Annotated in this window: 19 protein-coding genes and 1 pseudogene; 11 read left to right on the top strand and 9 right to left on the bottom strand. The window is 47.6% G+C overall.

The window, feature by feature from the left end; genetic code table 11:
* Positions 1–29: 29 nt before the first annotated feature.
* From ptsP to CSH92_RS03675, 6 genes are read left to right on the top strand one after another with little or no spacing between them, the layout of a single operon-like run.
* A complete protein-coding gene (gene ptsP, locus CSH92_RS03700) occupies positions 30–2,321 on the top strand; it encodes a phosphoenolpyruvate--protein phosphotransferase (protein ID WP_100656234.1) in 2,292 nt (763 codons plus the stop codon).
* Between the two features lie 7 nt (positions 2,322–2,328).
* Positions 2,329–3,132, top strand: coding sequence for a sulfite exporter TauE/SafE family protein (locus CSH92_RS03695; RefSeq protein WP_100656233.1), 804 nt, complete (start codon positions 2,329–2,331; stop codon positions 3,130–3,132).
* A 4-nt stretch (positions 3,133–3,136) separates the two neighbouring features.
* Positions 3,137–3,961 carry a prolipoprotein diacylglyceryl transferase gene (gene lgt, locus CSH92_RS03690; RefSeq protein WP_100656232.1) on the top strand — a complete coding sequence of 275 codons (825 nt, stop codon included), beginning with the start codon at positions 3,137–3,139 and terminating at the stop codon, positions 3,959–3,961.
* Positions 3,962–4,795, top strand: a complete 834-nt coding sequence (locus CSH92_RS03685; protein WP_100656231.1) for a thymidylate synthase — start codon at positions 3,962–3,964, stop codon at positions 4,793–4,795.
* Positions 4,796–4,826: 31 nt separating this feature from the next.
* Positions 4,827–5,870, top strand: a complete 1,044-nt coding sequence (locus tag CSH92_RS03680; protein ID WP_100656230.1) for a response regulator — start codon at positions 4,827–4,829, stop codon at positions 5,868–5,870.
* Positions 5,867–6,829, top strand: coding sequence for a GGDEF domain-containing protein (locus CSH92_RS03675; RefSeq protein WP_100656229.1), 963 nt, complete (start codon positions 5,867–5,869; stop codon positions 6,827–6,829). The genes CSH92_RS03680 and CSH92_RS03675 overlap by 4 nt, the downstream gene beginning before the upstream one ends.
* Before the next feature lie 14 nt (positions 6,830–6,843).
* Here CSH92_RS03675 and CSH92_RS03670 read toward each other — a convergent pair whose 3' ends face one another.
* The 5 genes and pseudogenes from CSH92_RS03670 to rapA all read right to left on the bottom strand — a co-directional run bounded on the left by CSH92_RS03670 (position 6,844) and on the right by rapA (position 13,220).
* On the bottom strand, positions 6,844–8,217 hold the full coding sequence (locus CSH92_RS03670; RefSeq protein ID WP_276307853.1) for an AmpG family muropeptide MFS transporter: 1,374 nt from the start codon (positions 8,215–8,217) through the stop codon (positions 6,844–6,846).
* Between the two features lie 96 nt (positions 8,218–8,313).
* Positions 8,314–8,634 (bottom strand): hypothetical protein, encoded by a 321-nt coding sequence (locus tag CSH92_RS03665; protein ID WP_100656228.1) that lies wholly within the window; start codon positions 8,632–8,634, stop codon positions 8,314–8,316.
* Between the two features lie 120 nt (positions 8,635–8,754).
* Positions 8,755–9,594 carry a DUF3530 family protein gene (locus CSH92_RS03660; RefSeq protein ID WP_124916910.1) on the bottom strand — a complete coding sequence of 280 codons (840 nt, stop codon included), beginning with the start codon at positions 9,592–9,594 and terminating at the stop codon, positions 8,755–8,757.
* A gap of 132 nt (positions 9,595–9,726) precedes the next feature.
* Positions 9,727–10,380, bottom strand: a pseudogene (locus tag CSH92_RS03655) (RluA family pseudouridine synthase); the annotation flags it as partial.
* Positions 10,380–13,220, bottom strand: a complete 2,841-nt coding sequence (gene rapA, locus CSH92_RS03650) for an RNA polymerase-associated protein RapA (RefSeq protein ID WP_100656225.1) — start codon at positions 13,218–13,220, stop codon at positions 10,380–10,382. The gene rapA and the pseudogene CSH92_RS03655, both read right to left, overlap by 1 nt.
* Positions 13,221–13,420: 200 nt before the next feature.
* Here rapA and CSH92_RS03645 point away from each other — a divergent pair, with 200 nt between their 5' ends.
* The gene (locus CSH92_RS03645; RefSeq protein WP_100656224.1) at positions 13,421–14,818 is read left to right on the top strand and encodes a PhoH family protein; all 1,398 of its coding nucleotides are present in this window, start codon (positions 13,421–13,423) and stop codon (positions 14,816–14,818) included.
* Positions 14,819–14,885: 67 nt separating this feature from the next.
* Entirely contained in the window at positions 14,886–15,842 is a 957-nt protein-coding gene (locus CSH92_RS03640; protein WP_100656223.1) for a diguanylate cyclase domain-containing protein, read from the top strand.
* A 71-nt stretch (positions 15,843–15,913) separates the two neighbouring features.
* Here CSH92_RS03640 and CSH92_RS03635 read toward each other — a convergent pair whose 3' ends face one another.
* From CSH92_RS03635 to CSH92_RS03625, 3 genes are read right to left on the bottom strand one after another with little or no spacing between them, the layout of a single operon-like run.
* Complete coding sequence (locus CSH92_RS03635) at positions 15,914–16,888, bottom strand: hypothetical protein (RefSeq protein WP_100656222.1); 975 nt, start codon at positions 16,886–16,888, stop codon at positions 15,914–15,916.
* The gene (cysG, locus tag CSH92_RS03630) at positions 16,861–18,270 is read right to left on the bottom strand and encodes a siroheme synthase CysG (RefSeq protein WP_100656221.1); all 1,410 of its coding nucleotides are present in this window, start codon (positions 18,268–18,270) and stop codon (positions 16,861–16,863) included. Before cysG ends, CSH92_RS03635 begins: the two co-directional genes overlap by 28 nt.
* Positions 18,271–18,273: 3 nt before the next feature.
* Entirely contained in the window at positions 18,274–20,049 is a 1,776-nt protein-coding gene (locus CSH92_RS03625) for a DEAD/DEAH box helicase (RefSeq protein WP_100656220.1), read from the bottom strand.
* A 195-nt stretch (positions 20,050–20,244) separates the two neighbouring features.
* Between CSH92_RS03625 and prsT the strand changes: the two genes are divergently transcribed.
* The 3 genes from prsT (at position 20,245) to CSH92_RS17095 (ending at position 24,150) form a co-directional block, all read left to right on the top strand.
* On the top strand, positions 20,245–23,028 hold the full coding sequence (gene prsT / locus CSH92_RS03620) for an XrtA/PEP-CTERM system TPR-repeat protein PrsT (protein WP_100656219.1): 2,784 nt from the start codon (positions 20,245–20,247) through the stop codon (positions 23,026–23,028).
* Between the two features lie 63 nt (positions 23,029–23,091).
* The gene (locus CSH92_RS03615) at positions 23,092–23,919 is read left to right on the top strand and encodes an ion transporter (RefSeq protein WP_100656218.1); all 828 of its coding nucleotides are present in this window, start codon (positions 23,092–23,094) and stop codon (positions 23,917–23,919) included.
* 66 nt (positions 23,920–23,985) lie between these two features.
* Positions 23,986–24,150 carry a hypothetical protein gene (locus CSH92_RS17095; protein ID WP_164084648.1) on the top strand — a complete coding sequence of 55 codons (165 nt, stop codon included), beginning with the start codon at positions 23,986–23,988 and terminating at the stop codon, positions 24,148–24,150.
* A 60-nt stretch (positions 24,151–24,210) separates the two neighbouring features.
* Here the strand turns inward: CSH92_RS17095 and tolC are convergent, their stop codons facing one another.
* Positions 24,211–25,593, bottom strand: coding sequence for an outer membrane channel protein TolC (gene tolC, locus CSH92_RS03610; protein WP_100656217.1), 1,383 nt, complete (start codon positions 25,591–25,593; stop codon positions 24,211–24,213).
* Positions 25,594–25,696: the final 103 nt, after the last annotated feature.

Raw genomic sequence — 25,696 nt, 5'->3', positions numbered from 1 at the left:
ATTTGGGGCAGTCGCGGCCACGGAACTTTATGCTAACAACGCTCAAACGTATCGTACAAGAAGTTAATCAAATCCCTGTGCTGGATGATGCCATCGCGCATTTGGTTGCCCGCGTTAAACAGACTATGTCGGTCGATGCGTGTTCTATGTATTTAGCCGACTATCAGACCCAAAAATTGACCTTAGTTGCCACAGAAGGCCTCGCTGCTGAAGCGGTAGGAGTGGTAAAGATTGGTTTTACCGAGGGCTTGATCGGATTGGTTGGCCAACGTGAAGAACCCCTTAATATCGATGATGCCCACAGTCACCCTCGCTTTAAACACTATGATGAAGTGAAAGAAGAACGCTTTAATGCTTTCCTCGGTGCCCCTATCATTCATCAACGTAAAGTGTTGGGGGTTATCACCTTACAGCAACGTCAAAAGCGTCGCTTTAGCGAAGACGAAGAGGCCTTTTTAGTGACGCTAGCCGCGCAAGTTGCGCTGGAGATTACGAATGCTGAAATCCGCGGTGCGTTGCGCGCCCAGGCAACACTTAATCAGGCGGCGAGTCAAAAGAATTTACATGGGGTAGCAGGCTCGCCAGGGCTGGCGATGGGAATAGGCTTTCAGCCCAACATTAAGATTGATCTCGCGCATTGGCAACTGCGACATACCGATGATATCACCACCGCAATAGAGCAATATCGTGCAGCCGTTGAGGTTACGCGCAAGGAAGTAACCTCATTATCAACCAGTCTGGAAGGGGCTATTCCCGATGACGTGCGTTCCATCTTCCAGCTTTACAATCAATTACTTGATGCAAACAGCTTGGGGCGCGAAGTCGAAGCCAAGATAAAGCAGCAAGAATGGGATGCTGGGTCTGCCTTAAAACTGGTTGTGGATGCCTATGCTGCCCGCTTTGCTAATATGGAAGACCCCTACATGCAAGAGCGGGCGATCGATATAATCGATTTATCCAACCGCATACTGCGTAACATTGTGAGTGGGCCTAAGGGGGTCGAACCGATCGCTCGGCATGTCGAACAACCGTCGATTTTGTTAGCAGAGGAAGTCACAGCGCCTATGTTGGCAGAGTTTCCACGTCAGTTTCTGGCTGGGATTATTTCCATCCGTGGGTCGAACAACAGCCATGCCGCGATTTTAGCACGTGCGATGGGCGTGCCGGCGGTGATGGGGCTAGACAAGGTGTCACCTCAACTCCTCGATGGCAAGTCTATTTTGTTGGATGGTTATTCAGGCGAAGTGATCGTTAATCCCCAGCGCGCTATAAAAGCTGAGTTTGAGCAACTGATTGCTGAAGAAGCTGAACTTTCTGAGCGCATAGAGACACATGCCGGAGAGCCTTCGGTAACCACTGATGAACAAGCGGTCTCATTGCTTATCAATGCGGGTCTTTCAGCTGAATTAGAATTGCAAAACATACAAGGCGAAGGGATTGGCTTATATCGCACCGAAATTCCTTTTATGCTGCGCGAGCGCTTCCCATCGGAATCCGAGCAATGTGCGCTGTATAAGCAAATTCTTGACAGTGCGCCGACCCAAGAGATTACGTTGCGTACCCTGGATGTCGGGGGCGATAAACCCTTGCCTTACTTCCCCATTAATGAAGAAAACCCCTTTTTGGGTTGGCGTGGCGTCAGATTAACCCTCGATCACCCGGAAATTTTCCTGGTGCAAATTAGAGCGATGCTTAGAGCCAGCGCGGGGATGCAAAATTTACATATACTCCTGCCCATGATCACTTCAGTATCCGAAGTGGATGATGCTAACCGGTTAATTGACCAAGCATTTCATGAGGTGTCAGAGGAACTAAAAGCCACTGAGCAGACCTTGCAGCGGCCGAAAATTGGGGTAATGCTGGAGGTCCCTGCGGTGATTTATCAGATCTGGCATATCGCGCGCAAAGTTGACTTCTTTTCGGTCGGCAGTAACGACCTAACTCAGTATCTGTTAGCTGTGGACCGCAACAATGCGCGGGTTGCGAGTTTGTATAATAGCTATCATCCCGCGGTTTTAAACGCTTTAAACAGTATTGCCCAGCAGTGTACCGCCGCGCATACCCCTGTGACTGTGTGCGGAGAGTTTGCTGGTGAACCGGGCGGTGCTTTGCTGCTGCTGGCGATGGGGTATCGCAAGCTCAGTATGAACGCACACAATATTCGCAAAATTAATTGGGTTATCCGCCATGTGAATATTGCAGAACTGGAAGAATTATTACCGCAAGCGCTAGCTGCGGAACACCCACAGGATGTGTTTGCCATTGTGAATCGCTATCTCGATAGCAAGCAGCTGGGAGGTCTGACCCGAGCGGGTCTGTAAGTTAACGTTGGAAGTTTTGTCTTTAGTCATTATTGCGTGTTTGTTGCTAGGTGCTGTCGTGGGTGTGATGGCAGGATTGCTCGGCATCGGTGGTGGCCTGATTATCGTTCCAGCTCTGACCTATTTGTTAGCTGATGTGATGGCTGTGCCGGCGACAGAAACTATTGTAATTGCCATCGCTACGTCGCTTTCAACCATTATTTTTACCGGTTTATCCTCTGCTCGAGCTCATTATCGCTTGGGAAACCTCAATCGTGAAATTGTTACCTGGTGCGGTGTTGGCATTGCCGCTGGCGCAATTGCTGGGGCTATCTTGGCGAGCTATTTGCCCGGTCAAATCCTGAAGGGGATTTTTGCTGGTCTGGTAATGTTAATCGCAACGTATATGCTCTTTGGCAAGCAAGTGACCTCATTAAATTCAGTCAATCCGCGCAAACTCTCCACTATAGGTCTTGGCACGGGAGTTTTCTCAGCATTGATGGGGATTGGCGGTGGTGCGCTGTTAGTACCCGCCTTGGTTTGGTATCGTGTTAACATTCGTCAAGCCATAGGATGCGCCGCATTTAGTGGTATCATTATCGCGATTTTTGGCAGCCTAAGCTTTGTAGTGTCAGGTTGGTCATATAGCACTTTTGCTCAGGGATACTTGGGCTATGTTTACTGGCCAGCAACACTCAGCATTGCGGCAATATCAGTCTTTACCGCCCCGCTGGGCGCTAAGCTCGGTCAACGCCTGAATACACAGCGACTGAAAAAAGTATTCGCAGTCTTTTTAGTTTTAGTCAGCATTCGTATGCTGTGGGGATTATAACAACGTGACAGAACAACAGTATTGGGTATTCCCTAACATTGACCCGATCATTTTTTCCATTGGCCCGCTGGCTGTGCGCTGGTATGGGCTGATGTATTTAATTGGCTTTGTAGCTGCGTTTTTTCTCGCCAAGCAGCGCCTAGCCAGAGTGGGCTGGAGCAAAGAGCAACTGAGTGACTTTTTATTCTGGGGTTTTCTCGGCGTTATCATCGGTGGTCGAGTCGGCTATGTCCTGTTCTATCAATTTGACTTATTCCTGTCCGACCCACTCTATTTGGTAAAAATATGGACCGGGGGAATGTCTTTCCATGGTGGCCTTTTGGGGGTGATCACGGCTATCGCTTTGTATGCACGCAAGATGAATATGCGCTTTCTCACGCTCGGTGATTTTGTCGCCCCCTTGGTGCCGATTGGATTAGGTGCGGGTCGACTTGGCAACTTCATTAATGCCGAGTTGTGGGGGCGTACCACAGACGTTCCGTGGGGAGTCATATTCCCCGGTGCCGGAAATTATCCGCGCCATCCCTCGCAGTTATACGAATTTGCTTTAGAAGGTGTGGTGCTCTTTGTGTTGTTGTGGTGGTATTCAGCGAAGCCCCGGCCCAGAGGGGCGATTGGCGGACTTTTCCTCTTAGGCTATGGTTGTTTCCGCTTTATTATTGAGTTCTTTAGGGAGCCAGACAGCCACTTAGGTCTTTATTCTTTTGGATTGTCGCAAGGTCAGTTATTATGTATCCCAATGATTGCCTTAGGCACTGGGTTGATAGTGTATGGCTACCGTCACGGACAAATTGATAGTCCAATGAAACAGCAAGGTCAAAAGAAGTAAATGCAACAGTATCACGAGTTAATGCGACACATTTTAGCCAACGGGGTGCGCAAAGATGATCGCACAGGCACCGGCACTATTAGTGTTTTCGGCTATCAGATGCGCTTTGATTTGGCCGAGGGATTTCCCTTAGTGACCACCAAAAAATGCCATATGCGCAGCATCATTCATGAACTACTGTGGTTTTTGAAAGGCGAAACTAATATTGCGTATTTGACTGAAAACGGCGTTTCCATTTGGGATGAATGGGCGACTGACGAGGGTGAACTCGGGCCGGTTTATGGTAAGCAATGGCGCAGCTGGACCGGTGCAAACGGCGAAGTTATTGACCAAATCGCCGACGTTATTCAACAAATTAAGCATAATCCGGATTCTCGCCGCCTTATTGTTAGTGCCTGGAATCCAGCGGTGCTGCCAGATACTTCTATGTCACCCAAAGAAAATGCGGCGCACGGCAAGCAGGCCTTACCACCGTGCCATACCCTGTTTCAGTTTTACGTGCTGGACGGAAAGTTGTCTTGCCAGCTGTATCAGCGCAGTGGCGATGTGTTTCTTGGCGTTCCATTTAATATCGCCAGCTATGCCTTGCTGACCATGATGGTGGCACAAGTGTGTGATCTAAAATTGGGTGATTTTGTACACACCTTAGGTGATGCCCATTTATATGTGAACCATTTAGAGCAGGCGAATGAACAGCTCAGCCGAGAACCCTATCCGCTCCCGACGATGCAGATAAATCCCGCGGTGAAAGATATTTTTGCCTTTGAATATGCCGATTTTGAGCTATGTAACTATCAAGCTCATCCGCATATTAAAGCACCTGTAGCGATTTGATAGGCGTAGTAGAAACGGTAGTAGGAAAGCGATGACCACAAATGTGTTGATATGCGATGACTCTGGATTTGCCCGCCGGCAAATGGCACGTTCGATCCCCGATGGTTGGGACGTCGATGTCAGTTTTGCCGAACACGGTGAAGATGCGATTACCCAGATCAAAGCGGGTAAGGGTGATGTGCTTTTCCTCGATCTCAACATGCCGGTTATGGACGGCTATGAGACCATGCAGTACATTCGTGAGCATGATTTACCCACGTTAGTGATTGTTGTTTCAGGTGACGTTCAACCTGAAGCACGTAATCGGATGATGTCGCTCGGTGCACTCGATTTCATTCGCAAGCCTATCGATAATGAAAAACTGACCACTATTCTCGCCCAATACGGCGTTTATACAGGGGCACCTGAGACCACCGGTAAAATTGCTAAGCAACAAGAATCCAGTGAGAAAGCCGAAACGACGCCTAAAGCGATTGACCGCATTGATGCGTATCGGGAGCTGGTTAATGTTGCCATGGGACGTGCAGGTGAAAGCTTAGCGCAGTTGTTTGGTGAGTTTATTCATTTGCCAATCCCGAATGTAAATGTACTCGAAACCAACGAATTGCACATGGCGATTGCCGAGGTTCAGCGCAACACGATGCTATCGGCAGTGTCCAAAGGCTTTGTGAGCGCGGGTATCACCGGTGAAGCTTTGTTATTATTTAACGATAATAATTTTGCCAGCTTGGTTGAATTGCTTAAGTACGAAGCTAATGAGGTCACCGAGCAGCTTGAAATTGAAGCTTTGATGGATGTGTCAAACATCTTAATTGGCGCCTGTTTAAACGCGCTTTCTGAGCAATTGAATGTTAAATTTAGTCACAATCACCCAATTATTTTGGGCCGTCATTGTGATCTGGACGTGTTGTTAGAGTCTACCATTTCGCGCTGGGGTAAGGTGATGGCCATAGAAATTGCCTACACGATTGAAAAGCACGATGTTCAATTTGATTTGCTATTGTTAATACCTGGCTCAGCCATGGAGCAGGTTTACACTCGCTTGATTAATGTAAACGAGGGGCGTTTTGAATGAGCCATTCTGCAAAAGAAGTCGCTGAATTGCATTGGCAATATGATTTGCTGGGCTCAATCGAAGTTGGCATTGTAGTGATCAATCGAGATTTCAAAGTAGAAATGTGGAATCAGTTCATGGAGAACCACAGCGGGAAACTACCCAGCACAGTGGTCGGCAAAAACCTGTTTTCTGTGTTTCCTGAAATCGATAAAGCATGGTTAGAGCGCAAGGCTCAACCTGTGTTTGATCTGCAAACCCCTGCTTTTTTAATCTGGGAGCAGCGGCCATTTCTGTTTAAATTTAGTACCAATCGACCCATTACCTCAGCGTCTGATCACATGTATCAAAACATTACGATCTTCCCCTTAGCTTCTTTAGGTGAAAGCATCGAAAAAGTCTGCATCATGGTTTATGACGTGACCGACCAAGCGTTAGGTAAATTGAATATTGAACGCTTGAACTCAGAGCTTGAAGAGATGAGTCGGGTCGATGGATTAACGCGCTTGTTTAATCGCCGGTTTTGGCAAGAACAGTTTGAACGTGAGTTCAAGCGTTCATTACGTACGGAAGAAGCCGCAACGGTGATCATGCTCGACATTGACCACTTCAAGCGTGTCAATGATACCTACGGACACCAAGCGGGCGACAAGGTCATCCAATCGTTAGCTGAAGTGATCAAAAAATCTATTCGTGAAACCGATTACGCTGGCCGTTATGGCGGTGAGGAGTTTGCTATTTTGCTCCCCGATACGCCGATTTCACATGCCAATTATGTGGCTGAACGTTTACGTAAAGCTGCTGAGAAGGTTCAGGTCAAGCACGATGACACCACAATCACTTATACCATCAGTGTTGGCGCAGCAGAGTTCAATCCGGGTTATGCCACTGCTTTAGCTTGGTTAGAAGATGCTGATCAAGCATTGTATGCTGCCAAAGAAGGCGGGCGCAATCAGGTTCAAATTTTTACCAAACAGTAGTAATTGGGCTTGACTTACTGCTTATCCGCCTGCTCCAGCGCAGTAATGCGGTGTCGTACGCTATACAGCAAGACCAAGCTTGGCGTGACCATCATCGCGGTGATAATGAAAAACAGACTCCAATTACCATCCAGTGCATCGACCATAAAGCCGCTGCTGGAAGACAACAACGTGCGGCTGAAATTACCTAATGACGCCATTAGTGCATATTGAGTCGCTGAAAATGTTTTATTGCACAGCAACGAAATAAAGGCTACCAGCGCAACGGTGCTCCATGCGGCGGTGAAACCATCAACAATGATGGTAGCAATAAATAACGGTTTACTCGGACCCACTTCGGCAATCACCGAAAACATCAGATTGCTCGCCGCCATGGCAATACCGGCCACCATCAATCCGCGATAGATTCCGTAGCGCATATTAACCATACCGCCTATCACCGCAAAGATGATGGTTACCCACCAGTTGAGCAGCTTTGACAGAGTACCAATTTCGGTGTTGGTAAAACCTATTTCCTTATAAAACACGATACTCATGCGCCCCAAAAAGGCTTCACCGATCTTAAATAAGAAAATGAACAACAACATGGTTAACGCCAGCTTGACGCCATTGCGCGAAAAGAAGTCTTTGAACGGTTCGACTAGGGTTACTGCAATCCAAGCCAACGCAGCTGCATACCATCGCTTAGAGTGAGATTCTAAGCGCTGGCTGTAATACGCTGCTGCTCGTAACTGCACGTTTTCACGTTGCGTAATGGGCTCGGTAATCCAATACACAGTAAGATGTAACAGCAGCATGACAGCTGCCAATACGTAGTAAACATCTTGCCATTGCCAGCCAGGTAAATCAGCCAAGAAAAAGGGTATCGCGCCGAGACCGCCATAGCCTGTCCACCAACCCGCAGTCGCCATGGCGGAACCGGCACTTAGTTTTTGTTTCTCGTGACTTTCAATTACATCGATACGAAAGGCATCAATAGCAATATCTTGTGTTGCACTGGCAATGGCGATACAAAGACCTGCAACGGCGATGCTAAATAAGTGTTGCTCCAGATCCAAACTCGCCATACTCAAGCAGCTTAAAATAACACCCCATTGGGTCACTAAAATCCAACTGCGACGTTGCCCCATACGCGCGGTTAACCATGGGATCTTGACTCTATCAAGCAGTGGTGACCAAAGGAAGTTGATGCTATAAGCGGCGAATAAAACCCCAAATAAACCGATTGAACTGCGTGATAAATCTCCGTCTTTTAACCATGCTGATAACGCCGAGCCGATCATGACCCACGGCATACCGCTGGCCATGCCAAAACAGAAAATCGCTAGAATACGCTTATCACCATAGTTCTTAATGGCAGTGATCAAGGGAGATAAAACGGTAGACAAAAAACACGCTCGTGAAGGCTGATGTAAACGACTAAAACGTTAGCAAAAATTTGCGCGGTAGTCTTGGTTTATCGATAGAAACCGAGCGAGAGATGTTTAAGGACGAATACCAATGCAATCAAACGGGCATAAACCGCGCCCTTCAAGGTAATGCAGACAGTTACTTAGTTCATCATGCAAGATAGGGTCACTGGCTAATTTGCTGTCGGGCCAGAAATGCATCTGATGCAACACGTGCCAAAATACCCGTTCCTTTTGACTGTAAGGTTGGGTTCTATCGTCAACTTGGCTCCATTCTTCTAGAGTATCCCAAAAGAATAGCTCTAACTCAGCGTGTGGCAGTTCACGTCGCCAATACGCACTGAGATAGTAGATGAGCTGTTGTGACTTTTGGTCGATAAATGATGCTATTTGCACGCCTATGACATCTAAATATTAATCGTATAAGAAGAGTATAGACGGCTTTTAAAAAATTACCTGAAGAGCCCGAGTTGCAGCACCGAATATTGAAAAAGCATTTGAAAAATAATTGAATATTTACCAGCCCAAATAGGTGATCCAGCCATAGATTTGCTTGGCGAGGGCTAAATATTGTTGTTCAGTGTAGACGGTGCCAACGATATCACGTTGACGATAGTGCAATTTAAGTTCGGTAACTGCAGCTTTGCGCCGCGCATCAATCGTCTGCAGACTCCAGCGATTATCCCACTCACTGGTAATATCAAGCACTGGAAAAGGAGTTTGAGCGAGTTCCACTGGGAGTTGTTGATTAAAGCTTTGGTTTGGCCAGAAAGGCCCCGTTATAACTAAACTGTCGGGCTCGGCTAACGCCCCTTGCTGATACAGTGAGATCAAACCAGCAGCCGCAATGCCACGCGCGATGACAAGCCGATATCCCGGTACTGTTTGCACTAATTCGGCGACCCCTTGCATACGTTGACTCAATGACAACCCATAACGCGTCCGGGCTTCACTGGTAAAGGTAACCTGCGCGCTCAACGCATTCATAGCTTCAGCATCAGCTATTTCTTCGCTACTTAAATTCGGTACCGGCGCAGGCAAGATTACCGTATGCCAACCCCACTCATTCAGCGACTGGGCGATAACGCTAATGCCATCATCGCCAAACACTCCATCGAGGTGATCACTGATAATGATGGCGACGCCTCGGGTAAGGGGCAGGCTTGCTGACGTGGAGGTGACTGGGACTTGTTCTGTGCCGGCTAGAATGGTTTCAACACTGGCTTGCGGCAATCGATTTTGCGTATCGGTATGCAATAGCTCCGCGTTTGGCAGCGCTTGTGCATGCACGCTCAGCCAGCTCAGCATAAGGCTAAGTAGCAAAACTTGCAGAATTGTCAGTACGATCCTAAGCACAACTACTCAGACTCTCGCGGCGCAGATTTAAGTGGATGTTTTGTTATCGGCGCTTGTCGCGATTTCTGCATTTTGATCAACCCGAATAAATCCTTGATGTTGATAATAGCTGTCTGGAGTTGGTTCACAGCTGAAAGGATGCTCTGAACGAAACTGCATGCGTTTTGGCTGAGTTGGGTGATCAAATTCAAGTGTTGTGGCATGCAAAAGTAAACGCGGCGACACGCGCAAAGCTTCGCCTTCAGCGTATAAGCGATCGCCCAATATCGGATATCCGAGTGCTTGCATGTGCACGCGCAATTGATGTGAACGCCCGGTTATCGGGTTGAGGCGCACCAATGCACTGAACGCGTCCTGTTGCTCTACCGTGTATTCCGTCACAGAGGGTTTGCCGTGCTCATGATCTACCATTTGTTTCGGGCGATTGGGCCAATCGCAAATTAATGGCAACTCGACTTTGCCTTGTGCCGGGGTTACTTGTCCGTACACGCGAGCATAATAGGTTTTACTCACCTTACGCTGCTGGAATTGCCGTGATAGATGACTATTGGCGGGTTTGTTCAAGGCCATTACCAGAAGTCCGCTGGTAGCCATATCAAGGCGATGGACAACGCTAGCGGTAGGGAAAACTCGCTGTACCCGTGTTTGGATACTATCAAAGTGAGCCGCTGCTCGACCTTGCACACTGAGTAATCCGCTGGGCTTGTCGAGCACAATAATATCATCGTCGCGATAAACGATAGATAAATACGGATCCGTTGGCGGTTCGTAATGTAACAACACCATTAGGGGTTATTCACCAATAAACGGATTGCATCGAGCTGTAATTGGGCACTTTGCATCACGTCATTCAGGGCGTTTACTTGCGCTTCAATAAAGGTGATTTCTTCGGGCCGAATAGACGGATTGTGTTTAGCTAACATGCTTAAGCGCTCAGCTTCCCCCCCCAAATGTTTGTGCATAGCAGCGATAGCATCATGCTGGATCTGATTGGCCTGTTGGTGCGCGATACGCTCAGCATGCTCAAGGTTTTGTTGAATGGCAGGTTTTAGTGCGCCAAGTAGTTTCATTGCCACCTTTTTGTTAACACTGAATAAACGCTCGGGCGTTAAGTCTACCGCTTGCCCCTTGGCATCCAAGGTAACCAAAATTGGTGTCGCGGGCAGATAGGTTTCTAGTTGCAGATGACGCGGCGCTTTGCCACTGATGGTAAAGCTAGCCTGAACAAAGTAGGCCCCTTTGGGCAGCTCTGGCTGTTTAATAAAGGCCATACTGCTTTTACCCAAAACATCGGTCAGTACTACATCCATGGCATTGTGCACTAATGGGTGATCCCAACTGATGAATTGCAGGTGCTCCATTCGAGTCGCAGTAGTACGTCGATAGGTAACTTCCATGCCCTCATGATCCAAGCCTGGTAGATGATTGACCATGGACTCAGTAGGCATTAAAACAAAACTGTGTGCGTCTTTTTCTTCTTGCTGTACACCTAACGCATCGAGTAGGCGATTCATAAAGTTGGGTAAGGTCTGGGCAACGTCATTCGCGGCTATCGCATCCAACAGTGGATCTACCTTACCCAATCCGGAAGCATTAATTTCGAGTAATTTATCGCGCCCTTGCTCCAACTGTTTGGTGTACTGTTGATGCAGTTCTTGCGTAGCCTCAATCAACCTTTGTTGATGGTCGGTATTGAGCGGATCCAGTAACGCAGTAAATAGCAGTTCACGAACTTCTTCGAATACGCGGGTCCCAATAGGGCAGGTTTTTTCAAATGCATTTAAGCCGTTCTGATACCAATCGAATAAGCGAGCTTGGCTGGCATTGTTGAAAAATGGCACATGAATATCAATGTCTTGGGTTTGTCCGATACGATCCAAGCGGCCAATGCGTTGTTCCAACAGATCAGGCACCATGGGTAAGTCAAACAAGACTAACTGATTGGCAAACTGAAAGTTGCGTCCTTCTGAGCCGATTTCGCTGCAGATCAGTACCTGTGCGCCGTCTTCTACTTGGGCGAAGTAGTGCGCGGCTTTATCACGCTCGAGCAGTGACATACCTTCATGAAACACAGTTTGGCGGATCCCGGTTTTAACTCGGACATGTTCAGCCAATTGCTGCGCAGTGACCGCACTGGCGCAAATAACCAGTACCTTTTGCGGTTTGCAGCCAGCTAAAAAGTCGAGTAACCAAGCGACTCGCGGGTCTTCAGTCAGCCACTGCTCAAACACTTCAGCTTGTTGCTCAGGATGCAACTGTACAGCAAGGTCTTCACCATGTTGTTGCAATAGTGTTTGATAAACGCTGGGGACTTCGAGTGGATGCGGATGCACTCGGCGCGAAGGAAATCCTTGGATAGCCGCACGTCGATTGCGGAATAACACGCGGCCCGTGCCGTGTTGGTCAATCAGCCGGTCGATCACGGTTTCTCGTATTGTGGCATCGCTGAGATCCATTTCGTCAGTAAGCCAGTCGCCGGCGACCTGCTGTAATTTCTCGGCTTCACTGGCACTGGGAATGGTGTGATTCAGTAATGGCTCCACAGCCGTTGCAAGCTCACCATAGTGGGCCTCTTCCTGCAGAAATGCGGCATAATCATGAAAGCGTGCAGGATCAAGTAAGCGTAAGCGCGCGAAATGGCTTTCATGGCCAAGCTGATCTGGTGTAGCAGTTAGCAGTAATACCCCTTTAGTCGCACTGGCTAACTGTTCGACGATCTGGTAGCCCAATGAAGGATTATTCGGTTGCCACTGTAAATGATGCGCCTCATCCACAATCAGCAAGTCCCATGTAGCGGCTACTGCTTGAGTACAGACATCTGGATTAGCGGTGAAAAAATCCAATGAACACAGCACCAACTGTTCGGTTTCAAATGGGTTGCTCGTGGTGCCTTGCTCTTCTTGAATGGCTGTGTAGCGACTGTCATCAAATACGGCAAAACTAAGATTGACTCGACGCAGCATTTCAACCAGCCATTGATGCACTAAACTGTCCGGTACCACGATCAGAATTCGTTGGGCTCGCCCGGTTTGGATTTGTTGGTGGGCGATAAGCGCAGCTTCGATGGTTTTGCCCAAGCCAACTTCATCGGCGAGTAATACTCGAGGGGCATAACGTTTTCCAACTTCTGAGGCAATATGGATTTGGTGCGGAATGAGCTCTAATCGCGCTCCCGCGAGCCCCAAGGTTGGTGATGTGTAATGTTGATGTTGGTAGTGCAAGCAATCATGGCGTAAGTCAAACCATTTGGGATCATCCAGTTGACCACTGAATAAGCGTTTTTCTGGCTGATTTAAGCGGATATGATGATCGAGTTGGATTTCGTGTAGTTTGGCATCTTGCTTGGTGTCTTCGCGAATGCCATGGTAACTCAACACACCGTCTTGTTCCTCAATGTGGCTAACCAGCAGGTCCCAACCTTCATGACTCTTAATGGTGTCACCCACCGCGAAGGTTAGTCGTGTTAATGGAGCATCCATTAATGAATAGGTGCGTTGTTCTTCGGTAGCTGGAAATAGAATGTCGACAGTGCGGTGCGAGGTCGCCATGATCGCACCCAATCCGAGGTCCGGTTCGGTATTACTGATCCAGCGTTGCCCGACTGCAAATGTGTCATTATTGCCCATTCCACTAACTCCGTCTCAATATCAAAGCGGCGGTATTGTAGCGATAAGTGTAGCAAAGTCACTGTTAATCGGTGGATGGTGAAAAAAACTCGAAAAAATCAGGTGCGAAGCGACGCAAACTTTACTATTGTGAAGGTATCGCTGGAGCGATTTTCTTTCAACGTCGCAACAGCTGTCGTGGTAACTAACTGGAGTAACGGATGCCAAAAAAGAAAGTACCCACCACAAAGTTGTATGTGCTTGATACTAATATTCTTCTACACGAACCGCTCGCCTTTCTCTCGTTTAAAGAAAATGATGTTGTTGTACCGATGACAGTTCTCGAAGAACTGGACTATATCAAAGACAGCAAGAAAGATGTGGCGCGGGACGCGCGTGTTTCTATTCGCGCAATGGAAGACCTACTCCATGATGCCACACCTGACGATATGCTAAAGGGTGTGTCGATGGCAGGCATGACCGCAGGCGAGTCTGCGCCGACGGGGACATTGTCGATCTTTGCTGATCTAAATATGCCGGAATCCCAACAAGTATTCACCAGTAATGAAAATGACAACCGCATTATAAATGTTGCGTTGCACTTGCAGCGTACCTGCGCACCAAGGCCGGTCATTTTAGTAACTAAAGATATCAATATGCGCCTTAAAGCCAAAGGGGCTGGATTGGCTTTGGTGGAAGACTATCGTACTGACCAATTGATCAGTGATATTAAATATTTATCCAAAGGTTACCATCGTTTTGAAGGGGATTTCTGGAGTCAGATTAAATCTGTAGATAGCCGCACTGAGGGACGTGATACTATTCATACGTTACCCCGCAAAGTTTTACCAGAAGCCTACATCAACGAGTTTCTACTCGATGATACTAACCATTTTGCTGGTTTAGTGGAGTCGATGGATGAAGATACCATGGACGTGCTGGATCTCGGTTATGAACGCTTAATGGGTCGGCATGCCTGGGGCATTACACCAAAGAATATTGGTCAGGCATTAGCTTTCCATGCCTTACTCGACCCGCATATTGATTTGGTCATTTTAACCGGCCCTGCCGGTTCCGGTAAAACTTTATTGGCTCTAGCCGCAGCACTGGAAATGACCGTGGAACGTAATATGTATGACAAGATCATCGTCACACGTAGCACACCAGAAATCGCAGAATCGATTGGCTTCTTACCGGGTACCGAAGAAGAAAAGATGGCCCCTTGGTTGGCGGCAATTACCGATTCCCTTGAAGTCCTACATAAAAACGACGAAAACACCAAAGGCTCAATGAGCTATATCATGGAAAAAGCCAATATTCAGTTTAAGTCGGTAAATTTCATGCGCGGGCGCAGCTTGCAAAATGCCATTGTGCTGTTGGATGAATCGCAAAACCTGACAGCTTCGCAATTAAAAACGATTATCACCCGTTGTGGTGAAGGGACTAAACTCATCTGTAGCGGTAACCTGGCACAAATAGACAGTAATTATTTGAGTGCGGTAACTTCTGGTTTAACGTATATTGTTGAGAAGTTTAAAAATTTCTCTGGCAGCGCAACGATAAATCTCGACGGTGTAGTGCGCAGTCGCTTGGCTGAGTTTGCGGAACAAGAGCTATAATCAAACATTTCGCTGGAATAGAAAATTTGTCACTTTGCATGGAGTTTGAGTTGAGGAAGAATTATAAATGACCGAGCTTTTGTTTGAAAAGTTAGAGAGTCATAAAGCATCCGTGTTGATCGTAGACGACGAGCCTATCAACGCTGAAATTCTTAGTCTTGCGCTGCAACAAAAATATTGGGTGCACATTGCCGGTTCGGGCCAGCAAGCCCTGGATTTTTTGAGTCATCGAGTGGTTGACCTTATTCTGTTGGACATTCGTATGCCGGATATGGATGGATTTGAGGTGCTGCGCCACCTTAAACGGCACGAATCGACTAAATCCATTCCCGTCATTTTTGTCACTGGCGAGGGTTCCACCGATGATGAGTTGCGCGGATTACAGTTAGGTGCCGTGGACTATGTGCGCAAGCCATTTCAGTTGCCCTTAGCAATGGCACGTATAGGTATGCAGATCGAGTTAAAACTTAAGAATGATCTGCTCAAAGCTTATGCAGATGCGGATGGCCTTACACGCATTGCTAATCGGCGTAAATTTGACCAATACCTAGCAGAGCTGGTGACTGACAGTGTTGCCGAACAGCGCGATTTAGGCTTAATTTTGCTGGATATTGATTATTTTAAGCAATTCAATGATCACTATGGCCACGGTAAAGGTGATGAAGCCCTTAAAGAAGTAGCGAAAGTGCTAAACCGGATAGCTAAACGCAGTCAGGACCTGGCTGCCCGCGTCGGCGGTGAGGAGTTTGCCTTACTATTGCCAGATGTGGATCAGGGCGCACTTGAGGCGATTACCCAGCGCATCCACATGGCAATTAACGATACGAATATTCCACATGCAGCATCCAAAGTAGAAGACCGCTTAACAGTGAGTATTGGCGCGCTTCACGTCAGACCAACGACTTTCAGCCACGATAGCGACCTCTACGATGAGGCCGACAAACTGCTATATAAAGCCAAGGAAAATGGGCGTAACCAGACGTGTATTGAAACGTTCAAAGTGACTAATAAATCTGCAATATGATCGCTCCAAGCGATAAATCACGGGCAGTGTTATCGCTTCCAAATTCACTCACGAAACCAGCACCTCTCGGATTAATTCAATGTTAATACTGGAATGGTTTGCGTGGTATAGCCGCCTTGTTGGATGGCTAATAAAGTAGTATCACCAATTTGACCGAGAGGTAATTGCAACGGGCCGGTGGGTTCCAGTAACACAAAAGGTATACCATCAATCATAAGACTTTCATCGTCGCCTTTAACAGTTAGGCTAATGGCCAGAAGAGCGTGATCCCTTAGTAAGACCATCTTCATTGGTACGTTCGGTAAAAAGGCGCGAATAATCGCTGCAGCCAGCACCGACTTGCTATCACAATCCCCTTTATTCTGATTCAGCAATGTGATGGGTGGCAAAAAACCGGATCCGTTGGTTTCTATACGATCCTCTAAGGTGGAATAGGGGATACTTTGGATCCAACCCAGTAGCAAATTGATGTAGTTGCGCGCATCGCTTTGTTGATCGAGTTGTTCGTATAGCGCTTGAGAAAGCGGGATCAGGGCGCGGGTGCTTTCTTGAATATAACGAATATGGTCAGGTTTAATGGCGTTTTCATTAAAGCGTGTTTGGTACTGCTCGTAATAATTTTTGTAAAGGTATTCGGCAAACGCTGCCTTCTCCTGTTCGCGCATATCGCGCTGATATTCAGCGATTTTTTCAGGGAACCGGCTGGCTACTGTAATATCAATGGTTTCTCCATGGGGCTTTATATCAACCCTTACTTCACGTGGGTCGTAAGTGCGCGCATGATGATACAGTGAAACAATCACATGACGTTGGGCGATTGTGGGCTGATAGCTGCGCTGCGTCGTAGGTAATGTTGCGATGGCATCCCTGTCGAGCGCAAACGTCAACTGATGAGGCTTTCGAGTTTCATCTAACCACGTGTAACTATACTGGATCGCAGTGGGTTGGGCAGAGCGACTAAAGTTGGTTTGCGTAGCGACAGACCATGGCGCTATCAATAGACTTATAGTGACAACGGTTAATGTTGTGATCCCATATTTTCGCATGTTTGGTACCAATTGAGTTGTTGGTGCAAACTCACCACACCGCCTACAATAATCAATGTTGGCGGCTTAATGTCAACCTGATTTGCAGAATTTTCAATCGTTTCCAAGGTACCTGTTACCACGCGTTGGTGTGATAAGGTTGCAGATTCGACTAGCGCGATCGGCGTTGTCGCTGCCATCCCATGCGCCATGAGCTCTTTGACAATAATCGGCAGCCCTGTGAGCCCCATGTAAAAAACGATGGTTTGATTACTGTGTGCGAGTGCTGACCAATTTAAATCGATACTGTCGTCTTTTAAATGCCCGGTAGCGAAGACTACCGATTGAGCATGGTCGCGATGGGTTAAAGGGATCCCTGCGTAGGTTGATGCACCGGTCGCAGCAGTAATGCCTGGAACGACTTCAAAGCTAATCTTATGCGCCAACAATGCTTGTATTTCCTCGCCACCACGGCCAAAAATGAACGGATCTCCGCCTTTCAACCGCACCACACGTTCACCGGCTAAGGCATGCTTCACCAGCAGTTGATTGATTTCATCCTGGGGTAATGTATGACGGCTTTTTTCCTTTCCAACGTAAATCTTTTCTGCGTCTCTGCGCACCAATTCCAAAATTTGTGGAGAGACTAAGCGGTCATAGATGACTACGTCGGCTTTTTGCATCAGGCGCAGTGCTCTGAATGTGAGTAGGTCGGGATCGCCCGGCCCCGCGCCGACTAAATAGACCTGGCCTGTTATGCGGTTTTGCTGCTGATATTGCTCTACCAATGCGGTCAGCTTGCGCTCGGCATTTACTTCTCTCCCTTGCACAATGTCCTCAGCGATATCGCCATCAAATACGTCTTCCCAAAGATAGCGTCGTTCGGTCACAGAGCGAGTGCGTGCTTTTACCCATTCGCGCATGCGCTCCGAAAACGCACCGAGCGCGGCGATATTCTGAGGAATAATGCTTTCCAGCTTTTGGCGCAGATAACGCAATAGTACGGGTGCTACGCCGCCTGAACTCATAGCAATGACAATCGGTGAGCGATCAACAATCGACGGCGTTATAAATTTACACAGCGGGGTATTATCGACCACATTGACTAAGATACCCTTAGCGACAGCAAGATCGTGCACATGTTGATTGACCTCAGGGTCATCGGTGGCTACGAAAATGAGCTGCTTGTCGGCAATGTCATTATCGTTAAACACGCGTCGGATCAGCGTAATGTCATTTGCTAAGGCAAGTCGTTCTACTGTCTCGCAACACCAAGGCGAGACGAGCGTGATAGTAGCTTCTGATTTTAACAATAATTCAAGTTTGCGGGCGGCAACCTCGCCGCCGCCAACAATCAGCACATCACTGTGCTGAGTATCAATAAACAGTGGAAAATAGCGCATGCTCTAGTCAATTTTAGGTTTACGTCGCTTATCTTGACCGCCGCGCTCAGGTTTTCCTTTCCCACCTTTACGAGGAGGTTGATCTGACCATTCGCGAATATTCAGGCGCTGACCTGCTACACGGGTATTTTTCAAAACTTCACGAGTTTCTGGTGGCATACCCTTGGGTAAGTCTACGGTGCTAAAAGTGTCGTAAATTTCGATGGCGCCAATATGTTTGCTACTAATATTCGCTTCATTGGCAATCGCGCCAACAATGTTCCCTGGCTTAGCACCATGTGCATGCCCGCATTCGATACGGAAACGTTGCTTATCTGCATCCGGCTGGCTACTACGAGCTGGCTTACGGCGCTCACCACGCTCACCACGCTCGCCACGATCTTTGCGTTCGCCTCGATCTGCACGGGGGCCGCGGGTATCGTCGCGTTTCGGTTTACTGTGCAGGTCGGGTCGATCAGATTCGTTTAACAGCAGTGGCTCATCGCCCTGCGCCAGTTTAGCCAGTGCCGCCAGTAATTGCTCGGGCGCGACTTCATTTTCGCTTTGGATCGCCTCGATAACCGGCAAGAACTGCTCTATGGAATCATCCTGCAACGCATCTATCACACTTTGCTTAAAGCGTGATAAACGTGATTGATTTAACTCATTGATGGATGGAATGTCCATTTGCTCAATACGTTGCTTAGTGGTTTTTTCAATTGACGCTAACAGGCGCTTTTCACGATAGTTAATGAATAAGATTGCGTCACCCTGACGGCCCGCTCGACCCGTACGGCCGATACGATGTACATAGGATTCAGAATCATACGGGATATCAAAGTTGATCACGTGACTGACACGCTCAACATCCAAACCACGGGCTACCACGTCAGTTGCCACGAGAACATCGATCTTGCCCTGCTTTAAACGTTCAACGGTGCGCTCTCGTGCATTCTGCGGGATATCTCCATTCAGAGGTTCCACGTCATAGCCGCGTGCGGAGAGTTTCTCGGCGAGTTCTACAGTTGCAGTTTTGGTGCGCACGAAGATGATCATGCCATCAAAGCTTTCAACTTCCATGATCCGGGTTAAAGCTTCTAATTTGTGATGACCAGCAACCTGACAAAAACGCTGACGGATGGTACTCGCGGTAGTAACTTTCGAAGCAATCTTTACGTGTTTAGGGTCATTTAAGTAACGCTGGGTAATTTTACGGATCGGTTCTGGCATCGTCGCCGAGAACAGCGCAGTTTGTCGTTCCTTCGGAGCGTGACTTAAGATATGCTCGACGTCATCAATAAAGCCCATACGTAACATTTCGTCAGCCTCATCAAGAACTAGGAAACGTAACTCACCCAGTTTGAGGGTGCCGCGATTGATATGATCGATTACGCGTCCTGGTGTTCCAACAACCACTTGAACGCCGCGTTTTAGCTGGCGGATTTGGTTGTCATAGGACTGGCCGCCGTAAATGGGTAACACGCGGATCTTTTTCGAAAAGCTGGCGTACACTTGAAATGCTTCAGCAACTTGAATCGCCAATTCTCGGGTGGGTGCTAGCACTAATAACTGCGGCAATACTGCGTCGACGTCGAGCTGTGCGAGCATGGGCAATGCGAACGCTGCCGTCTTACCGGTACCGGTTTGAGCTTGTCCTAGAAGGTCATGCCCTTCAAGCAACAAAGGAATACTTTCAGCCTGAATAGGGGAAGGCTTCTCGTAGCCAACCTTCTCTAAGGCTTGTAAGATGGTTTCGGGAAGCTTAAGGTCGCGAAAGCTGATATCGACATTTTGAGTCATTGTGGATCCTGATATTGGGCGAGGCTAAACCAAGCAGTCATGTCACGCCCACCATGATGGACTGTTGATTGAATAACAAACACCGCTTGCGTGTTGCAAAGGTAATAGTATATTCGATAACCTGAACCTATACCATGAATACTGCGTCTTTGGTCAGCACCAAGACGAAAAAAACAAGTTCAACAAGGATTTTGTATGCAGCGACGTAATAAAGCCCTCACCATCAGCTTGACAGGTTTGGCCTTGGCGGTGAGTTTGAGTTTGTCGGGTTGTTCAAAAAAGACCCCTGAAGAACACATATCAGCGGCTCAAGCGTACATTCAACAAGACAATACCAAAGCTGCCATTGTTGAACTGAAAAATGCCATTCAACTTAATCCAAAAGCAACAGAAGCACGGGTGCAGCTAGGTAAACTTTATTTAGCCCAAAGTGACTTTGCCAGCGCGGAAAAGGAATTGCAGCGAGCGTTGGATAATGGTCACCCGCCAGCACAAGTTATTCCTTTTCTATCTCAAGCCTATCGCCGCACGGGAGCAGTGAATGCGTTGGCCGAAGTCGACCATCAAATGGCTGAACTGACCCCAGCTGAGCAAGTTGAAGTTGGCTTTTTTAAACTGCAATCATTGGTGGAGTTAGGCGATATCGAGCAAGCACGTGCGTTGACCGACGAATTACTTAAAGTAGACACCAATTCTGCTTACTTAGGGCTGGTGAAAGTAGTGGATGCAGTTTTGCAAGACGATAATGCCGCTGCTTTGGCCATTGCCCAAGACACCTATGCACAAGCGCCGTTAAACCGCGATGCGTTACTCACCTTGGCGCGCTTGCAGTTGCAAGCAAATGATAATGAAACCGCTATTGCGACCTATGCAGAATATTTAAGCGCGTACCCTGAAGATTCAAATACCAAGTTCATGCTGGCCTCATTATTGGTTGAGCTGGGTAAAACTGAGCAAGCGGAGCCTTATGTCGATGATTTACTCGAATTGGCTGAAAAGAACCCGATGCTTAATCAGCTAAAGGGGATTATTTTAAGTGAAAAGGGGCAATTTGAACGTGCATATGGTCACTTAGAAACTGCACTGGATGCTGGCAGTAGTGACCCTGTTTTACGCTTAGTCGCAGGGTATGCTGCGTTTCAATTAAAAGACTATGAATCGGCCAACCTGCATTTATCGCTGATTGCGCCGCAGCTACCGGATGATCATGCTGGTCTGAAGCTATTGGCGGCGAGCCAATTGCAATTAGGAATGGCTAACGATGCCTCGGCTTCGTTACAGCGCCTACAAACCCAAAATAGTGAGGATGCGAGTTTGTTCTCCCGAGCGGGATACGAGCTGGCGAAAGCGGGAAACATTGCAGATGCTAAAACCATGTTGCAGCGCACCCAACAGCTCGGCGATGGTACTGAGAATCTACTTCGCACCGGGATTTTGCAGTTATCACTCAATCAAGTCGAAGGCATTATTAATTTAGAGCAGGCTGCTGAACAAGCGCCAGATTCAGTAACGGCTCAGTCCACCCTAGCCACGGCCTACTTAGCTACCGGCCAGCTGGATAAAGCCACTGAACTAGCTGACAATTGGAAGGCGACGTCGCCCAATGAGCCGCAGGCTTACTTGCTCGCCGCTGAAATTGCGCAACGTAACGACGACAATGCAGCTGCATTAGCAGAATACCAACAAGCGTTGCAGCTTGCGCCAAATGACAGCACCGTTTTGCTCGCTCATGCGCGTTTTATCGCTCAGCAAGGCGATACGAGTGGAGGTATTGCTGGCACGCAAAAAGTACTACAGCAGTCTCCGGGTAACCCTAATGCCCTTGCTTTACTTTACTTACTCGAGCGTGAGCAGGGGAACACGCAAAATGTCTTTGCCTTGATAAATCAACAATTGCAAGCCAAGCCAAACGATGTGGATTTACGACTTTTGCTGGCTCGTATGCAGGCTACTGATGGTGAGCTTGATGCTGCTTTAGCAAGCCTATCTCGCATAGCACCAGGACCCACCACGCCGCGCGACTTTTGGCAATTAAAAGGGCAAACGCTCGTACAATTAGGGCAGTTTGCTGATGCTGAGCAACACTTTGAACAATGGATTTCGTTGTTTCCCTATGACAAGAATGCGGCACTGGGCATGTTGCTAATGTTGGATATGTCAGGTGGTATCGACAAAGCGTTGGCAATTACAAAGCAGTTTTTGGAGAAACGACAAGACCCCCAAATCCAGCTATTGCGGGCCCATTTTTTCAATCTCAAACCAGACGTGGCAGCGTCTCGAACGGAATTGACCAAGCTGCCTGAGGCTGTGGCAAGTACGCCATTTGCGCAAGGTGTTAAGGCGCGGAATTTTCTCGCTGAGCGGCGCTTTGCTGAAGCTGTTGAGCCAGCAAGAGTTGCGTATACAGCGAACAACAGCTTAAGAAATTTGTTTAACCTATTGGCTGCACTTGAAGGCGCTGGCGATACCCGAGCGGGGTATGAATTATTGTTGGCACATGCGCAGGAAAACCCAGATGACTTGCGCGCGCGCATGCTGCTGGCAGAACGTAAGATTCAACAAGACAGTAGTGCGGCAATTAAAGAGTATGCCGCGCTGGCAGAAGCTGACCCAACGAATTATGTTGCGTTAAATAATTTGGCTTATTTGTTGATGCAGGAAAAAGATCTAGATTCTGCGTTGACTTACGCGGAGCGTGCCCTCGAGTTAGCGCCCGATAATCCAGCGGTTGCTGATACGCTCGCCCAGATTTACCGTGCACAAGGCAAAGTAGATGAAGCGTTGGCGGAGTATGACCGCGTGGTTAACTCACAAATGCGGAATGAAGAAATTTTTCTAAATTACATTGAAACGCTCTTAATTGCCGGAAATTCGGTGCTAGCTCAACGACGTCTCGACCAGCGCACTATGGAGCTGCCAACGTCACAGCAAACGCTGGCGCGCTTAGCTGAGCAATATGGCATTCGAATCGACAAATAACGCTTGATTTTATCAGCAGTGGCTCCATTGTATCGCGGAGCCACTACAGACGACTGATAAAACATGTATCAACAAATCAAAGAACGCTTATTTAGGCTAAAAAGCAACCGCGCTTTTGAGTTATTTGTGGTCGCGGTCATCATTATTTCAGCATTAGAAATAGGCGCTAAAACCTATGATCTGCCTGATTTTGCCTATACCCTGCTGACCGGGCTGGATGTTTTTATCACCTTATTTTTCCTGTTTGAGATTAGCGTTCGTTTTATTGCAGAGCCAAACAAACGCGATTTCTTTAAATCGGGTTGGAATGTTTTTGATACCCTGGTCGTCGTGGTCAGCCTGATCCCGGTGCAAGACAGTGAAATGGCACTGTTAGCGCGCTTAGTCAGAGTATTCAGGGTACTGCGCATGGTGTCGATCATTCCAGAACTTCGCCTGTTGATTAATTCTTTACTCAAAGCTCTGCCGCAGCTGGGATATGTGGTATTGCTGCTATTTATCATTTTCTACATCTACGCCGCGATTGGTAGCTTCCTATTTAACGAAATTAACCCGTTTTTATGGGGTAACATTGCGATCTCGATGCTCACCTTGTTCCGTGTCATGACGTTTGAAGATTGGACTGACGTGCAGTATGAAACCATGGAAGTGTACCCAATGAGTTGGATCTTCTACATGAGTTTTATCTTTTTCACGGCGTTTGCCTTTCTGAATATGGTAATAGGGATTGTGGTCAATGTGATGGAAGAGGAACACAAGGTAGAAGCAGCCAAGCACAATAAAGAGCCGAGTATTGCCGACTTGCAGCGGGAAATTCAAGAGCTTAAGGGAATGGTTAGTGATCTGGTTCGGGATAATTCCATTAAAAAGGTGGAAGACGATAAGAACTAGCATATAATTAGACCGTGCGGTTTACTCTGCACGGTCAGATAGCAACCAACAAGGAGGGTTATTTGCATGGACGAGCCAGTATCTTCAACAAAGCCTGATTCAGATTCGTTACAAGAAAAATTAAAAGAAGTCTCCGATTCACTATTAAACTTTTCAGCCTCACGTATGGAAGCGGAGCATTTGCGCGAACAATTGCGAGACTTGTTAGCTAGATTGGAAGAACCTCGCTAGCAGTGAGATTTAAGCATAAAAAAACCTCGACGTGGTCGAGGTTTTTTTGTGCCAGATTACTTATGCTGATGGCATTAGTGCTTGGTTGATGCTTTCCACATCTTCGCGCGTCAAATTACCTGCTGCTTGTTTCAGGCTCACGATTGATTGAATGAAATCATAACGAGCACCTGCCAGATTACGGCGTGCATCAAATAGGTTACGGGTGCTATTTAGCACGTCCACAATGGTTCGCGTTCCAACATCAAAACCGGCTTCAGTTGCTTCCAATGCACTTTGGGCTGAAACAACTGCCTGCTGTAGCGCGTTAATCGTGCTAATGGAGGCAATCACATCATTATACGAGCTGCGAATAGAGCGCACGGTTTGGCGATACGTTAACTCAAGGTTTTCTGAGGCTGAAACGTAGCGGAAGCGTGCTTGATCGGCGCTTGCACTGACTGACCCACCTTGATAAATAGGTACATCGAGGCGAATACCAATAGACTGGTTGTTAAGTGCGGGTACATCTATATCGCCGCCAGTGGCAACCACGGTTGTATCGGTACGACCGTAATCTGCATTCAGTGATAATCTTGGATAGTGACCAGAGGTTGCGATGTCAATATCTTCTTTCGCAATATCCTTGGCGAACCGCTGCACTAATAGATCAAGGTTCTTCTCTTCAGCAATTTCAACCCATTCACCGGCTGAAGCAGGAGAAGGGCGCGGTGCACTGAATTTTTCAGTATTTAGCACGTATAACTGGTCATGATATTTACCGGTGATCTCGCGCAGTTCTTCTAGGCGCAGTTCAAGCTGATTTTCGGCGCGGATCTCTTGGGCGATGGTGTTATCGTAATTAGCTTGAGCTTCGTGCACATCGGTAATCGCCGTTAATCCGACTTCAAAACGTTGACGGGTTTGCTCAAGTTGGCGCTCAATGGCGCGCTTTTCCGCTTTCACGAACTCCACATTATCTTTAGCGCGCAATACCGAAAGATAGGCAGAAACGGTGCGCGTAATTAGGCGTTGCAATTCGGCTGAGTAACTTGCTTCGCTTTGTTGGGCAACCAATTCTGCGCGATCGAGCCCCAACCAGTTGGCATGATCGTATAACGACATCGTTAAGTTCGCACCCATGCTTAGGGTTTCGGTTTCATTTTCAAAGACTGCGAAACCAGCAAACACTTCTTCAGTATCCGGATCGCCATCATCGTCAATAGTGATAGGGTCAGTGTTGTCACGCGTACTTAAGGTGTAGCCGATATTGGCAGAAATTTGCGGCAACAAACTGGCTCGACTAATGCTGATCCCTTCAAATGCGGCATCGCGCTCAGCTTTGGCTCGATTAACAACAGGATCATTTTCGATAGCCTGTTGGTAGACTTGCAATAAATCGTCCGCCCAAGCGCTACTGGTTACGCTCATGCCGATTAACAGCGAAAGTAAGGTTTTTTTCATGTGTGCGCCTTAGTGTAATGTTCAGTTCTGGTATATGCTTACCAGTCTACGTAATTCAAGCAACAATCAATATTAATTAGTCGTAACACTTTGCGATCAAGTG

Source organism: Neoalteromonas flava (assembly GCF_002807685.1).
Lineage (GTDB): Bacteria > Pseudomonadota > Gammaproteobacteria > Enterobacterales > Alteromonadaceae > Alteromonas_E > Alteromonas_E flava.
This window is presented reverse-complemented; position numbering and strand designations above follow the sequence as displayed.

Excerpts from the sequence above, each read along its gene's own strand:
- ptsP (WP_100656234.1), top strand. The coding sequence starts at position 30 with ATGCTAACAACGCTCAAACGTATCGTACAAGAAGTTAATCAAATCCCT.
- CSH92_RS03685 (WP_100656231.1), top strand. The coding sequence starts at position 3,962 with ATGCAACAGTATCACGAGTTAATGCGACACATTTTAGCCAACGGGGTG.
- CSH92_RS03680 (WP_100656230.1), top strand. The coding sequence starts at position 4,827 with ATGACCACAAATGTGTTGATATGCGATGACTCTGGATTTGCCCGCCGG.
- CSH92_RS03675 (WP_100656229.1), top strand. The coding sequence starts at position 5,867 with ATGAGCCATTCTGCAAAAGAAGTCGCTGAATTGCATTGGCAATATGAT.
- rapA (WP_100656225.1), bottom strand. The coding sequence starts at position 13,220 with ATGGGCAATAATGACACATTTGCAGTCGGGCAACGCTGGATCAGTAAT.
- CSH92_RS03645 (WP_100656224.1), top strand. The coding sequence starts at position 13,421 with ATGCCAAAAAAGAAAGTACCCACCACAAAGTTGTATGTGCTTGATACT.
- CSH92_RS03640 (WP_100656223.1), top strand. The coding sequence starts at position 14,886 with ATGACCGAGCTTTTGTTTGAAAAGTTAGAGAGTCATAAAGCATCCGTG.
- CSH92_RS03635 (WP_100656222.1), bottom strand. The coding sequence starts at position 16,888 with ATGCGAAAATATGGGATCACAACATTAACCGTTGTCACTATAAGTCTA.
- cysG (WP_100656221.1), bottom strand. The coding sequence starts at position 18,270 with ATGCGCTATTTTCCACTGTTTATTGATACTCAGCACAGTGATGTGCTG.
- CSH92_RS03625 (WP_100656220.1), bottom strand. The coding sequence starts at position 20,049 with ATGACTCAAAATGTCGATATCAGCTTTCGCGACCTTAAGCTTCCCGAA.
- prsT (WP_100656219.1), top strand. The coding sequence starts at position 20,245 with ATGCAGCGACGTAATAAAGCCCTCACCATCAGCTTGACAGGTTTGGCC.
- CSH92_RS03615 (WP_100656218.1), top strand. The coding sequence starts at position 23,092 with ATGTATCAACAAATCAAAGAACGCTTATTTAGGCTAAAAAGCAACCGC.
- CSH92_RS17095 (WP_164084648.1), top strand. The coding sequence starts at position 23,986 with ATGGACGAGCCAGTATCTTCAACAAAGCCTGATTCAGATTCGTTACAA.
- tolC (WP_100656217.1), bottom strand. The coding sequence starts at position 25,593 with ATGAAAAAAACCTTACTTTCGCTGTTAATCGGCATGAGCGTAACCAGT.